This window comes from Chryseobacterium sp. HR92, assembly GCF_045689405.1.
Classification (GTDB): domain Bacteria; phylum Bacteroidota; class Bacteroidia; order Flavobacteriales; family Weeksellaceae; genus Chryseobacterium; species Chryseobacterium viscerum_A.
This window is the reverse complement of the sequence record NZ_CP139139.1, coordinates 2991444-3006406: the sequence shown is the minus strand read 5'-3', so window position 1 is coordinate 3006406 and position 14963 is coordinate 2991444. Positions and strand designations below refer to the sequence as shown.

General features: G+C 35.0%; 16 protein-coding genes. 6 read left to right on the top strand and 10 right to left on the bottom strand.

All coding sequences use genetic code 11. The features are described from left to right. Positions 1–76 precede the first annotated feature (76 nt). From SFA27_RS13625 to SFA27_RS13580, 10 genes are all read right to left on the bottom strand, one after another. On the bottom strand, positions 77–169 hold the full coding sequence (locus SFA27_RS13625) for a hypothetical protein (RefSeq protein WP_407298171.1): 93 nt from the start codon (positions 167–169) through the stop codon (positions 77–79). Positions 170–178: 9 nt separating this feature from the next. After that, positions 179–445, bottom strand: coding sequence for a YncE family protein (locus tag SFA27_RS13620; RefSeq protein ID WP_407292724.1), 267 nt, complete (start codon positions 443–445; stop codon positions 179–181). A gap of 142 nt (positions 446–587) precedes the next feature. After that, complete coding sequence (locus tag SFA27_RS13615) at positions 588–1370, bottom strand: phosphatase PAP2 family protein (RefSeq protein ID WP_407292722.1); 783 nt, start codon at positions 1368–1370, stop codon at positions 588–590. After that, positions 1370–4396: an efflux RND transporter permease subunit gene (locus SFA27_RS13610; protein WP_407292720.1), complete on the bottom strand. Its 3027-nt coding sequence runs from the start codon at positions 4394–4396 to the stop codon at positions 1370–1372. The genes SFA27_RS13615 and SFA27_RS13610 overlap by 1 nt, the downstream gene beginning before the upstream one ends. A gap of 4 nt (positions 4397–4400) precedes the next feature. Further along, positions 4401–5327, bottom strand: a complete 927-nt coding sequence (locus tag SFA27_RS13605; RefSeq protein WP_407292718.1) for an efflux RND transporter periplasmic adaptor subunit — start codon at positions 5325–5327, stop codon at positions 4401–4403. Between the two features lie 2 nt (positions 5328–5329). Beyond that, complete coding sequence (locus SFA27_RS13600; protein ID WP_407292716.1) at positions 5330–6595, bottom strand: TolC family protein; 1266 nt, start codon at positions 6593–6595, stop codon at positions 5330–5332. Between the two features lie 155 nt (positions 6596–6750). Beyond that, positions 6751–7179, bottom strand: coding sequence for a hypothetical protein (locus tag SFA27_RS13595; RefSeq protein ID WP_407292714.1), 429 nt, complete (start codon positions 7177–7179; stop codon positions 6751–6753). A gap of 79 nt (positions 7180–7258) precedes the next feature. Then, positions 7259–8509: a sensor histidine kinase gene (locus SFA27_RS13590; RefSeq protein WP_407292712.1), complete on the bottom strand. Its 1251-nt coding sequence runs from the start codon at positions 8507–8509 to the stop codon at positions 7259–7261. After that, positions 8510–9184 (bottom strand): response regulator transcription factor, encoded by a 675-nt coding sequence (locus tag SFA27_RS13585; protein ID WP_407292710.1) that lies wholly within the window; start codon positions 9182–9184, stop codon positions 8510–8512. Positions 9185–9343: 159 nt separating this feature from the next. Next, positions 9344–9853, bottom strand: a complete 510-nt coding sequence (locus tag SFA27_RS13580; RefSeq protein WP_407292708.1) for an AAA family ATPase — start codon at positions 9851–9853, stop codon at positions 9344–9346. Positions 9854–10468: 615 nt separating this feature from the next. Between SFA27_RS13580 and SFA27_RS13575 the strand changes: the two genes are divergently transcribed. The 6 genes from SFA27_RS13575 (at position 10469) to SFA27_RS13550 (ending at position 14738) form a co-directional block, all read left to right on the top strand. Continuing rightward, entirely contained in the window at positions 10469–10936 is a 468-nt protein-coding gene (locus tag SFA27_RS13575) for a transposase (protein ID WP_407292706.1), read from the top strand. 487 nt (positions 10937–11423) lie between these two features. Next, a complete protein-coding gene (locus SFA27_RS13570; RefSeq protein ID WP_255814888.1) occupies positions 11424–11666 on the top strand; it encodes a hypothetical protein in 243 nt (80 codons plus the stop codon). Positions 11667–11670: 4 nt separating this feature from the next. Further along, on the top strand, positions 11671–11961 hold the full coding sequence (locus tag SFA27_RS13565) for a hypothetical protein (protein ID WP_407292704.1): 291 nt from the start codon (positions 11671–11673) through the stop codon (positions 11959–11961). A 21-nt stretch (positions 11962–11982) separates the two neighbouring features. Continuing rightward, complete coding sequence (locus tag SFA27_RS13560; protein ID WP_407292702.1) at positions 11983–12315, top strand: transposase; 333 nt, start codon at positions 11983–11985, stop codon at positions 12313–12315. Between the two features lie 147 nt (positions 12316–12462). Beyond that, positions 12463–13599: a hypothetical protein gene (locus SFA27_RS13555; protein ID WP_407292700.1), complete on the top strand. Its 1137-nt coding sequence runs from the start codon at positions 12463–12465 to the stop codon at positions 13597–13599. 2 nt (positions 13600–13601) lie between these two features. Further along, entirely contained in the window at positions 13602–14738 is a 1137-nt protein-coding gene (locus SFA27_RS13550; RefSeq protein ID WP_407292698.1) for a hypothetical protein, read from the top strand. Positions 14739–14963: the final 225 nt, after the last annotated feature.

The window sequence follows — 14963 nt, the reverse complement described above, 5'->3', positions numbered from 1 at the left end:
ATGATTAATCTGATAGTGATAATCAAGTTAAATAACTCTAAAACAGATTGTAATTCAATTTTTAATGTTTTTTTGATTACTTTTTAGCGCCAACATTTATGGTCTTGATGACAGTGTCGGTTAGTGGATTTATGATGCTTATATTATTACTTCTTCCATTACAGGTAATTACTTTTTTTTAAAAAGTCTCATAGAATATAGCATCTGGATTTTTACCGGTCGGGATTTCACCGATGATTGTATTGGTTTGGGTGTCGAATACTTTTATCTTATTCAGTTTACAATAGAAAATATACCCCTTATTCGTATTGGGAATAAATGCAATCCCATGAACACCATTTGTATCTGTAATTTCAGCAATAGGAGATTCTGTTACTTTATCAATAATATTAACCCGGTTGTCATTACTCACATACAATTGATTGTTTTTAGGATCCACTATCATCTCCGCCAATTTGAAATGTTTTCGTGACTTTCATGGAAGCATGATTTTGAGTATAAGCATTGAGAGAAAGTACAAGAAAAATGATTGTTATTGAAAAGGACTTAGTTGTCATAGTTTATGTATTTTAATTGAAAATAAGTTGTTAAAATTGTTTTATCAGACCAATAGAGAATTGATTATTGCTATAACCGGGAAATATAAATACCTGATTTTTTTTATTTTTACCCCCAATGTGAACCCTATCATAAAGCCAGTAAGATAAAGTGGTAGAAAGAATACCTACTCCGGCTCCGGCAGCAACATCACCCAGCCAGTGTTTATTATTATACATTCTCAGGATACCTGTTCCGGCAGCAACGGCATAACCGGCAACACCTATCCATGGAGAAACATTCCAATATTCCCTGCGAAGGAATTCCGCAGAAGCAAAAGCTATGGCAGTATGTCCGGAAGGAAAAGACTGATTATTACTTCCATCAGGCCTTTCCTGTTTAGTTAATCTCTTTGTAGGAATAACAATAGCGGTAGAAATCCCTATGGACATCGCATATACAATGAGTTCTTTTTTTACAGAACTTTCTCCTTTTACTCCAAAGGCCTGAAGTGCAAAAACGGCAGCACCGGGTAAAAATTGAGTATAATTATCAATAGTAGTACGGAAAGTCGGATGATCTTCCATTATTTCATTTCGGGTGTCAAAGTTGACTTTTTTGAACCATTTGGTTTCCGTAGCCAATACTCCGTAGGTAATCAATGCACCGGGAATGATAAATTGTCTACCCTTTAATTTAAAAGGAGCTTGCACGCTGTCTCTTACGATCATATTATTCGTAGTAACAACCGCACTGTCTTTTATGGAAGTGTTGAGACTGTCATTTTGCGCAGATATTGTGAGAGGCAATAGAAGGAAGATTAAGAATTTCATTATTCAGGTTGTTTTAATTGAATTTTATTTAATAAAGTAGGAAAGACAATAAGTAAAAGAGGTAGAGCAATCAGAAAACCACCGATAACCGCAATGGCCAAAGGCTGGTGCATCTGAGCGCCTGTTCCAATTCCTAATGCAAGAGGCATTAAAGCAATGATAGCACCTAATGCAGTCATAAGTTTTGGACGGAGTCTTGTACTTATCGCATATATAATAGCCTGTTCTTTACTTTTGGAAGCCAGGCTTTCATGAAATTGTAAATAAGTGAAAATAGTATTCTCCCCAATGATTCCCACCATCATAATTAAGCCCGTATAGCTTCCTACATTCAAAGGAGTATTGGTGAGGTACAAGAGAAGTATTCCTCCGGAGATTCCGAGAATGGAAATACATAAAATAAGAAATGCCACTGTGAGATTTCTGAATAAGAAAAGCATCACAGAAAATACAAGCAGGCACGAAATTCCCAGAATAGTAAGAAGTTCCCGGAAAGACTTCTGCTGTTCTGCATAAGCACCACCATATACAATAGAGTAACCTGCAGGAAGTTTAATCTTCTGGTCAAGCTGTTTTTGAATTTCTTTAATTGTTCCGCCAAGATCTCCATTATCCAATCTTGCGGTTACAATCCCAAGCGTTTGAAGGTCTTCTCTGTTTACCTCTGCAGAACCACTGGTAATGCTTACATTCGCAAATTCATTTAAAGGTTTTAATGTTCCGTCCGGTAAAGAAATCATGCTATTGTTGATATCATTAAGAGACTGATTGGTTTTACTGTTGTACAGCAGACGGATAGGAGTAAACTGAACCTGGTCAAATATGTTTCCTGCAACATTCCCGTCCAGATTAGCCTGAAGCTGGCTCTGGAAATCAGGCAATGCTATTTTATACTGAGCCAAAACAGAGAGTTTGGGAGTAACAATCATGGAAGGGCCTGCAATAACAATTCCATCGAATACGTCAGCAGTACCATTCACTTTTGCTACAATGTCAGCTACTTTTTTTGAATAATCTTCAATGACCTTCTGATCGGTGCCGAAAATTTTAATCTCAATAGGCTGTACACTGCTCATCAGATCACCCAGCATATCTGAAATCACCTGTCCGAAATCAACGCTTAAAGGAAGTCCTGAAGACTCTATTTTAGAACGGATTTCATCTGTAACTTCAGCAGTCGTTTTACTTCTGTCTTTTTTTAGCTGAATCAGGTAATCACCGGTATTGGGTTCCGTGATAAAAAATCCCATTTGTGTACCTGTTCTTCTGCTGTAGGCAGCAACTTCCGGATTGGAAACGATTATTTTTTCCACTATTTTCAATTCCCTGTCTGTTTCTTCCAGTGAGGTTCCCGGAGGCGATTTATAGTCCAGAACAATACTTCCTTCATCCATTTCCGGTAAAAATCCTGTACTGATATTAGGTAAAATAAAAGCAGTAATCATAATAAGAAACAGAATGAAAATATAACTGAAAAGTGGTTTTCTGATGAAAAAGCCAACCCATTTTCGTTCTTTTACATCATGATGCTGCAGGTTTTTCTCTTTTGTTTTTCCGAAAGAAAAGAACAAATAGATTACCGGAAGCAATATCCAGGTGCCAAAGAAGGAACAGATTAAAGTAACAATCATGGTATTGGTCATCACTTTGAAATACGCTCCGGCAACACCGCTCATCAATACGAAAGGTAAAAATATCACGATAGTGCTTAATGAAGATCCTACCATTGCTTTTAACAGATAGTTGATTGCTTTCTGAACCAATGTTTTGGAAGACTCTTCAGGATGTTCTTCGTGGGTACGGTGTATTTGCTCTACAACAACAATGGCATCATCTATAATAAGGCCGATAGCAGCGGCAATAGCTCCTAATGTCATAATATTAAAAGTCTGTCCGATAGCATAGAGAACCAGCATGGTAAGACTTAATGTAATAGGAATTGTAATCAATATAACTGCACTAGCTTTCCAGGAGCGAAGAAAAATAATGGCTACAATAATCGCCAGCAGAAGACCAATCCATAATGCATCTGTTACACTTTTGATAGAATCATTTACAAAATCTGCCTGTACATAATAAGGTTTTAATGTCACATCTTTTGTCAGCGTTTTCTGCAAATCATCAATTTTAGCATTCATAGCTTTGGTCAGTTCCACTACATTTGCATTAGGCTGCTGAATGACAGCAATGAGGATGCTTTCTTTTCCATTGGCATTGACTTTAATATACTGTTTTGCCTGATGAATATTAATTTCAGCAATATCTCCTAATAGAACAATTCGGTTGCCATTATTGCTGATCACTAGGTTTTTAAGCTGGTTTTCGTTTCGGATCTGAGCATCAGTAAGCGTGAGATACAGATATCTGAAATCAGAAGAATATCCATTTGATTTAATAAAATTCGTAGTATTTATTGCCTGTTCAACAGTAGCTGAAGTAATCCCCAAACGAGCCATCATCTGTTGGTTCATCAAAACCTGAAACTCTTTATCCTGTCCGCCAATGACTCTTATTTCACTTACACCGGGAACCTGAGAAAGAAAAGGCTTGATGGTATACAGAGCAAGTTGCTTCAGGGCTATAGGATCTTTGGTGTCAGAATTTAAAGAATATCCCATTACCGGAAGAATAGAAGGGTTCATCTTTTCTACAGTAATATTGGTTTCCGGAGGCAGTTGGTTTCTGACTTCATTGATACTGCTTTCCACCTGTTGTTTTGCCAGATCTACATTAACCTTCCAGGACAGGAATGCAGAAATTTCACAACTTCCTCTGCTGGTTGTGCTTTTAAGAATTTCAAGATCAGGTACTTTTTTTATAGCGTTTTCCAATACTTTGGTCACACCTACAGTCATCTGACTGACAGGTTGCTGTCCCACATCTGCAATCACTTTTATTTTCGGAAATGTAACCTGGGGAAATAAAGCAGACTGCATTTGTGTATACGAATAAATACCCCCTGAAAGTATCAGGAAAATCAGAATCAACAGGGGACTTCTGTAGGTGACAAAGAATGATTTTTTCATCTGATTAAGGGTTTTTAATTTTTACAGCAGCCGTATCGCTTAATCCGAAATTTCCGGAAACAATTACTCTGTCTTTTGTGGTAAGATTTCCTGATTGTATCTGAATATATCGGTCTGTTTCAGCACCTTTTACAACAGGTGTTTTTACCGCGGTCGTATCGTTGATGATTTTCATTACCCAAAAAGAAGATTGAGTTTCATCACTTAATATTGCCATTTTTGGAACAGATAAACCATAGGAGGTTGATTTGGAAAAAGTAACGGTACCAATTAAATTTTCAGGAATAATACTGCTTTCAGGTACCTGAAGAAGAACCTTTACGGTCTGGGAAACTGCATCTACCGAAGGCATTACTTTGGCTATTTTAGCAGGCAGATTATTTCCATCGGGTAATTTTACAGATAAGGAGTTTTGATTTTTTATGAGCTGCAGATATTCATAAGGAACATCTACTACAAATCCAAAGCTGGATGCATCCGTAATCGTTGCAAGGATTTCACCATCCTGCACATAATCTCCGATCTGATGATTCAGCATCACTATATATCCTGTTGCAGGGCTTACTACCGTTGTGGTTCCGTTAAACCTAAAGGATTTATCCAGCTTATTAATCGTATTTCCTAAAGCCCGTGCTTCTTTGGTTTGCAATCCGAAAAGTACAGAGCCACGTCCAACCCGGTCTCCCAGCCTTACATTCATATGGGTAATATATCCTGTACTGTTGGCTTTTGCATCCGATTTCAAAAGATAGGTTGCTGTCGCATTCAGAGTGACCTCATTATGAAGCTGAATAGTATCGGAAGGGTAGGCAACAGCTACTTCTGTTTTAGGCTTTGCCTCCGGTTTCACTTCTTCCGGAGCAACAGGATCATTTTTCTTACAACTGAATGTAAGGATACTCACTAATATCAGGTAAAATAACTGTTTCATGATTATTGAATAATTAGATATTGCATCTGGTTCTGCAGGTTCAACAAAGTGGCATTATACTGAATGATATTGGCTTTTAGGCTTAGTAAATTATTAATGGATAAAATAAAATCTACCATTCTTACATCTCCGGTCGGAAGCTGTTTTGCATTAGCTTCTACCAGCGTCTTTGCATAATTGATCTGCTGGTTGGCTGTTCCTATCATTTTATAATACTGTTCCATCTGATTCTGGATCTGAAAAATTTGCTGTTGGTATTGTCTTTCGGTCTGTTCCATGTATTTTTGGCGGGTTTGTAGAGCCAGTTGATTTTGTTGCAGCATCATTTTCTTTTGATGGCCGTCATAGATCGGGATGGAAACTCCTACACCCACTCCCAATCCGAAATTTTTGTAAGGAGTTTGTGTAAACGAAGATTGATATCCACCATCAGAGAATGCCATAATTTTAGGTTTATAATTGTATTTTATAATCTCACTGTCATTTTTTATTTTCAGACTGTCGGCTTTAAAAGATTGATTATACATACTTTCTTTGAAATCAACAGGATTGAGGCTTTTATCAATATTGGGAGCATTCAGAGGAGTAAAATGAATGTCCACAATACCACACAGATAATTAAGGAGTGCATAATTGCTTTGCCATTCAGCTTGCTGCTGTTCCAGCGTGAGTTCGTTTTGCTGCAAGGTGACTTTAAAGGTGAGATAATCGGTTTGTTTAAAGACAGACGATTGCGTTAGCCTTTTTAAAATTACGTCTTCCTGATTAAGCAGACTGATGATTTCCTTACTGAGTTCATAACGCTGCTGGCTGGTATAGGTTGCAATGTATTGATCTGTAATTTGTTTATTTAAGGTTTGAATGCTGATGTTTTTCTGAGCCAGAATCTGGGCAATATTGGCATCATAAGCTTTTAACCTTGTATCAAGGTTATTCCGGCTAATAAATTCTTTGGCGACTCTTACACCTGCAAATAATGACTGCCCGTTGGTCAAAGTATTATCATATCCCCATCCTTTAATATTGGGAGAATATCCTGCATTGGCTTCTCCTGTCACTATAAAGCCATAGGTGGATTTTAGTTTTAAGCTGTCAATTTTATTAGACATCACCTGATTATTATAATCATTGAGTAAAGGGCTGTTATCCTGTGCTGTGGTAATAAAATAGGGAAGAGTATGCTCTGTTTGTGCTTTTACAGAAAAACAAAATGATAGGATAATCAGAACGATAGACCAGCGGGTCGGATATGGGTAGGTTGTGTTCATACAGACTATTTCAAATTGTTAGATCAAAGATGAAGTAGAATTCTGTGGACATTCTGAATTTTATGAGACTCAATCATTTTTATGAAATAATTAACCATCAAAAAAGCCAACTGTTTCCAGCTGGCCCTCTTATCAATATTTCATTTTTCTATAGACTAATCTTTTTGAAGCTTTACAAAATTACCCTTGGTATCAAATAAGGCATCACCTCCTTTTACTTCAGCTTCGTAGAGTACAGTTCCATCTGCTTTTGTGATTTTTGCAGCTTCTTTTATATTTCCCAGTTTATGTTGCGCAGTATATTGAGCTACAGAGGGAGGAAGCTGGCTGATGGCAATTTCTGTTTCACTTTCTTCCAGAACACCTGCTGCAGAATACAGAATACTCATTTTTTTTCCATTTTGTTTAAACCCTGCCTCATATTTTCCGTCTTCTTCTTCCCATTTTGCGGTAATGGAAGGATGACTTTTTTGAAATGCTTTTTCAACAGCCAAAGGAATTTTAAGCTTTTCTTTTTTCTGTTGTGCGGCTGCCATTGCACTGAATCCTGTTGCCAATAGCACGATAAAAGTTGTTATTTTCATTGTACACATTTTTTAATTGATGAGGTAAAGGTGAATAGTTATTCTGTAGACATTCTGAATTTTTCAGATGATACAGAAATTAATTGAAAATAATACTGAATAGGTGCTGATTGTGGACAAAATGATATTGGATTTGATACTGATACAGCTCACAAATTTTTTTGCTCATTTCCAGTCCCAATCCAATGCTGTGCGTATTTTCTGTCTGTTTTTTAAACCGTTGAAACAGTTCTTTCTCATCTAATTTTTTGTCTGCGGGATTCGAGATGATAAGCCTGTGCTGAGAAATTTTTATAGAAATAAGATGTCCGTTTTCTGAGTGTCTTATTGCGTTAGACAGGATATTTCCAATGAGAATATCAATGAGAATAGGGTTCGCTGTAATTTCAATATCATTGTCTAGTTCAGTTTTCCATTGAATGTTTTTTTGCTCAGCTGGTTCTTCGTACTGATTCAGTAATTTCTGAATGACATTTTTAATCTGTATTTTTTCAGTATCTGGAAATTGGTCGTTCTCTATTTTGGTCAATAATAAAAGGGTACGATTGAGGCGTTGCATTCTATTCCCAGCTGTAGAAATATCTTCAATTAAATCTGCCTGCTCTTGAGTGATGGGTGAAGTCTGCATCAGTAATTCTACCTTACTTTGCATGATCGCAATAGGGGTTTGGAGTTCATGTGATGCATTTTCTGTAAATTCTTTTTGAACTTTATAGAGTTTTCGGTTACGCTTGATAAGTTCTTTGATGGAATTCCCCAGATTTTTAAACTCTTCAATATTGGTGGGTATAAACTGCTCATCCTTATTACGATCTACTCTATAAAGGTTGAGCTTATCCACAATATCATTAAAGGGTTTCCAAAGCTTTTTGGAAAGCTGAAAATTGATAATCATCAGACCGGTCAGCAGCAATATAACCAGTACTAATTGCAGTACCAATATACTGTTTAGAAGATCTTCGTCTTCTATCATGGATTTCTGAATTCTGATTTCATAAGGTTTGCCATTCACAATGGTATTGGAAAGCAAAATCCGATGCATCACCGTTTCATTGTCGTCAGGAATAAAAACAGGCTGACTATACAGGGAATCAAAGACTTGGGAATTATTGGAAGGGCGGACAATAATACTGTTTTCAAAGGAAATAAAATTATTAGGTATCGTTGTCTTCAACTGTTTTTTTATCCATGTTTTCTGATGATTCATATTTTCATCAAGGCTCTTTAACATCAGATACTGTAATGAGAAGTAGAAGACAGGAATCGCTATAAGTAAGATAAGAATAGAATAGATGAGATAGCGGCGCGATATGTAGTGGATTAATTTCATTTAGTACTCAAATTTATATCCCATTCCGTAAACAGATTTTAAATAATCATTGCATCCAAGGGCAATAAGCTTTTTTTTCAGGTTTTTGATATGAGCATAGATAAAGTCATAATTATCATAAACCTCAGCATTTTCTCCGGAAAGATGTTCTGCAATTGCTGTCTTGGAAAGAACCCTGTTTTTATTGATCGCAAAATAGAGCAGCAAATCATATTCTTTCCTCGTTAAATCAACAGACTGTTGATGAACAATCACTGTCTTAGCTACTGTATCAATGGTGATTTCATGAAATACCAGAACATTGCCGCCATTAAATCGGCGGCGACGGATTACGGCAGCTATACGTGCGCTTAATTCTGATAAATGAAAAGGTTTCGGAATATAATCATCCGCTCCGAGTTGTAACCCTGATATTTTATCATCGATTGAATCTTTTGCAGAAATAATGATAACTCCATCTGTTTTGTTATTCTCTTTTAAATTCTTTAAAATATTCAGGCCGTTGCCATCAGGGAGTGAAATATCAAGCAGAATACAGTCGTAATCATAAGAATCTACTTTTTCAAGAGCCGTATTGAAGTTGTTAGCCACTTCACAAAGGTAATTCTCCTGTTTTAAATAGGTGATGATACTTTGGCTCAATGCTGCTTCATCTTCAATGACCAGTATTTTCATAGAACTAATGATTTTACTCAAAATTAAAATTAAAATCTGAATGAAAACTGAATTTTGGAAATCATTTTCGTTTATTGAAGTTAATGAGGTTCTTTCTTCTATTATCAGTACTAATAGATCAAGTATCTTTATAATGAAGAGAAACAGTTCGGATGGCGATTATAAAATTTTATCAAGTACTTGATTTCTGCGATTCAATACTGTACCTCTTACTTCAATTACCTCTATTCCAAAATCACTAATCCAATCGTAGAGTAAATCATTAACCTTACTTCTAAGTTTTGGAAGGTTTGTCTGATAGTTCTGCATCAGATCCGGCTCTTCAATGGGAACAAAAACAAAGAGATCAATTTCTGCAATGAGTGTTTGAGTTTTTTCAAAAAAGGATTGAATATTTCTATTTGGATCAATAACATGAAGATAGGCAAGGATATCAAGGACAAACCGATCAAATATAACGTCATTTCCGCTTTTGGAAATAAGATGGCCCGAGTAATTAAATTGTTCAACAAAATCCTCAGCATTAAGATGTTCTGAAAATTCATAACCTGAAAGCTCTAATTGATAGTAAGGTTCTGTTTCAAGGGTATAACCAGGAAGGCTCTCCAAAAGTTCTTCTGCCAATGTGGTTTTACCAACATTATGTGCTCCAAATATTGCAATTCTCATATTTTATTTCTGAGCTAATTTACTTAAATTATAATATATGCGCAGATGAAAACAATTGTATTTTATACCCTAATCTGTTTAATGCGATTGTATATAGTATGGTATATATTCTCTTCTCTTGTAATGATCATTTTTGTATCCTTTTAGTTATAATGGTATTATTACTTATTGATCAAAATCATTAAATGAGAATTACTGTACTTTTCTGAATAATTTAAAATATTTTATATTTGGTTGTAAATCAATGTTTTGATTGTTTTGTAAATGCTGTTTTACAAAATGTCAGTTATGGTTTTTACCTTTTTTTCTTTATTTTTTTTTTGAGGTTATAGTTTTGTCTCATCAAAGTTTCAGAGCACTGCCTGATGTTTTAGACCCGGGTATGCATAAAAATTATTTATGATACGACTGAATACTATGATTAATCTCAATTTTTCAGATAGACAAAACTCTAAGCATAGTCCAATGGATGATGAATTAGCAAATGATGAAAAACACAAATGATAATGAGTATGCTAAAAAAGTTTCCGATGAGGAGATTTCTCCTCATCATGTCTGTCTATAATTAATAAGCTTAGTTAAAATCGGGTGTTACCTAATCCGAAAATGAGAGTTATGGAAGATTTTAAAAATATCCATTTAGGAGAATTTATTAAAAGGCGAATTGAAGAATCTGCAATGGACATGGACAGGATCACTACTTTTATGAATAATACAGAGGGAGAAATTAAAGAAATGCTTTCAAGTCCTTCTTTAGATACAGTAATATTGCTTCGCTGGAGTAAATTGCTTCGTTACGATTTTTTTAGGTTATATTCTCAGCATATCATGCTGTATGCTCCTGCCGGAGCCAGGGAAACCGAGAGTAGAAAAGGTTCTATGCCCCGATTCAGGAAAAACATCTACACTCCCGAGATTATTCAGTTTATCCTGGAGCTTATTGAGACTGGGGAAAAAACAAAAATAGAAATCATTGAAAATTATCGAATTCCTAAAACAACTTTGTATAAATGGATAACTAAGTACAGGAAGAAACAGAAAGAAAATATGGCAATGGATACAATTAACAATAGCTCTAAATAAAATCTTTTTTTCGTTAAAAGTGTGATTGTAATACATATAAGTGATGTGGTAGGATTGCATACTAGAAATTAATGTTTCTGAACATTTTGGCTCGATGCTATATAGAAACTTAAATCGAGTGTGCATTCTTTTTTAGAAAGACCTGGCAGGCTTTTGAGGGTGTATCGGAAAACACAATAATGAATAAAAAATGATGAAACACAAAATCATGAAAGATATACACAAATATAGCCTGCCCAATGGGGAGATTTTTCTCCCCGTTATGGTCTACTTTAAAGCGGGTGTAAGGCCTTGCATATTCATAGCCACTGTAAAATCCCTTCAAAAAAGCAAAATCCAAAATTTAATCTATTATTTTTTGGAGCAAAATTTTAGTGCACATTTGGGGCCAGATAGCTATCAGGTTATTATGAATAGATACCCATTGTAAAAAGGTATTATAAACGAAATTTTAATAATAAATATGTATTTGAAAATCAATAACAGTATGAAAAATTTTAATCTGTTAGGGAAAAGCAGGGATCAGATTTGTTGTGATATGGGTAGAGATCCTGATGAGCAATCAAAAGAAATGTGGTGTTATGTGCTGGATACTTCCTGGTTGAAGAAAACTTTATTGTTTATTGAATTTGAAGAAGAGAAAGCTTCTCATTTATCTGCAAGGGCTATCTATAGAAATCCTTTGGCCAGATCAACAACTAATAGTAGATCCGTTTATCTTTTTAGGTAAGTATATGGAAAGATCTGAAAATAATCAATATTATAATCTTCAGGGGCTTACGAAGTATGAAGTGAGAGAAATGCTGGGCAGTGAATTCAATTTTTTTCCTGCACGTTCCTGGAGCTATGCACTGAAAATAAGATGGTGGGAATCTGCCCATCATCTTGTTCTCATTTTTGAACAAGAAGTGATAAAGGACATCTATATAAGTATATCCTATCTTGGGTTTTACACAAGAAAACAAAAAACCAACGGAATGATAAGGAAAAGTATATTAGAGTACGGAGCAAATAAAAAAATATAATAATAACCATAATAGATAGTGATGAAAAATCCATTAATCAATGAGGCAAGTCCTGATTATAAAAGGATCTATAAAGATCTACTTGAAATGAAATATCCTGAAAAGAAAGAAGCATGTAGTATAATTTTAAAAAAAACTAAGATTACTGCTCTTGATGTGATCCAGATAAACAGAATCATATTTGGCAAAAATAAGACGAAAAGAAAACACAGGTCTTATGATAAAAATTCAATAACAAAAATATTGAAATATCAGTATGACAATAGTATGACAAATATTGGCTTAGCCCAGGAGTTGGGAATCAGCCGTAATACTATTGCAAAATGGAAAAAATATTTTCAGTATAAAATATAATAATAAGAAACAGGAAATATAAGTTCTGCCCTTGCTTTCTTAAAATATTAGAATATCATTAGAAAGTAGATATATTGAGAAAAAATAAGACTTAAAATCGTTATTTTTGTAAGCCTCAGGAAAGAGGACTTATAACCAGATATTGATATGGCAGAGCTATTTAAGTATATATATACTTCACTACCAATGATCTCTTCACTCACTTGTGGTATGCTTTTCGTCGTCGCTTACGGACAGGAACTAACCAAAGTGGAGCAGCAGGTCAAGAAATTACTGGGTGTTTATTTTGCTTTTATGATCTTAAGCTGGGTATATGTCCAATTTAATTTTAACTATGAGCATCTGTTGAAATATTATCTTCCTCTAGTCTGTTTTGTATTGCAGCTCAATCAGGTTATTTTTTATCATTTTATCAGCCTGCTGACCCCTGTAGAAAATGACAATCTGTTTCATATAAAAGTCCATTATATTATACCACTGATCCTTCTCTTTGTTTCAGGAATTTTTATGATAACTTTCACGGGAATTAATCAGCTTTCAAACGACGCCGTTTCATCGTTATTTATGCCCTATACATCTCTTTCAGTTTTCTTTTTCATGCTTTGCTATGCGATATTGGGAAGCATAAGAGTTATCCGGTATAAAAGAATATTGATAAAAAAACACGGAAGAGAAAAATGGAAAGTGATGCGTTGGATGGTGCCACTGATGGTCGTAAGATTTTTGCTTCTTATCCTGTTTATATGTAATCCGTTGCAGCTTAACTTTGTATTGATAGCAATGACCCTTCTTGTTCCTGTACAGCATATCATCATTGTCTATAATATCCTGATGAGAAATTATGCAATAATATCTTTCGGTGACCATAATACCGTTATGATCGCAGGAGGGGAGATTATTGCATTGTCAGATGTATTTAATAATCAGGAGGCTAAACCTGTAAGCAATGCATCACTGCTTCTTGCCAAGGAAGAGCTGGAACAATACTATGAAGAGAGTAAACCTTATCTGAATGCCGGTTTTAAGATGCAGGACCTTGCTGTTTATTTTGAAACGAACAGAACCTATCTTTCAGGATTTATCAATAAAACCTTTGGAGTCAATTTCTCCCAATACAATAACCTGTGGCGACTAAAAGAGATGAAATATCTTCAGGAACATCCTGAACATAAAGATAAAAACCAGGAAGAACTCGCTCTGATGGCTGGGTTCTCTACTCCAAGAGCATACTGGAGAGCCAAAAAAGCTGCAGAACAAAAGGTTGAACAAAAAGACAATGAATAAATATGGAAATTGAACGTTTATTATTAATCATGTCATTTTCTATTGCTGTATTTTCTGCTCTTTTTTGCAGTATATTGCTTTTGATAAGACTGTTTTGGAATAAAGATGAATTTATAAAAAGAGTAATTATACTTCTTATTAGTGGGTATATAGTTGAAATTATTTATGTGATTACTATTTTCTTTTATAATTTTGATAAAGATACTTTTATTCAGACCAAACCTGTTAATTTTTTGACAATGCTGCTGTTGCCAGTCATGTTTTATCATTTGATCTTTAAAATAACCAGGCTCCGGACTGCTGAGCAATTTTCATTCTGGCATTACGTACTCCCATTGAGTTTGGCTGCAGGATATGGATTATGGTTTGCATTAACACCCTGGAGCATTCTGTTGCTTATGGATGCAAAAGATATTCAATGGATAGCGGGTTATAAAGGCTTTATTTTTTTTGATTACAGTCGTTTTTATATAAGGTTGATTCTGAGTCTGATTTATTTAGGTCTGGCAGCCAACAGAGTAATTCGTTACAGAAAAGAAATAGTGCAATATTCTTCCAATATGGAAGAAACTTCTTTGGCATGGCTTTATCAGATCTTTGGTGTGCTTTTTTTGGTTATTCCATTTCCTGTATTATATTATTTTATTGGATCAGAGGTATATACGAAGTTTGTCGGATTGGTAGTTCCTCTTCTATTCATATTGCTATTAAATGTAACTACTTGTTACCATATTTTCAGACAGAACTTTATATTGCTTACAGAAGATATTATAGCAGACAGGCTGTCAGAACAGGAAAAGGAATCCAGGGAACCTCTTAGCCATGAAGTAGTTTCAAAATACATGGATGTAAAGAAACCTTATCTGGACCCTAATCTTAAAATTACAGATCTGATCACTGCTTTTGGTACCAATCGTACCTATCTGTCTTCTTTTATCAATACAACATATGGGCTTAACTTCAGCATGTACATCAACCGATACAGGCTGGAAGAATTTCAGAGATTAAAAGAGCTCCCGGAAAACAAAATGGCTGATGAGGAAGAATTGGTTTACCTTGCAGGTTTCAGAAGCCATCAAAGCTTTAAAAGGAGTGAGAAAATTTTAAAGTCTGCTGCTAATACCGAACCGAATGAATAACGAAATGCTTCATTTTAATCTGACATTGCCGGTTTATTCAAAATCCTGACAGAATATGAGCGGATAATTATACCTATCCAATCCAAGCGAAACTTTTGAGTGGGTTTTGTAAAATCATTAGTCTGGATGATGATATGATGGCTTGCTGATTGCTTAGTAGATCCACTAAATAGCACCTGATGATATAATCATTTGATATGTATTGTTTTGTAAAATCATACATCG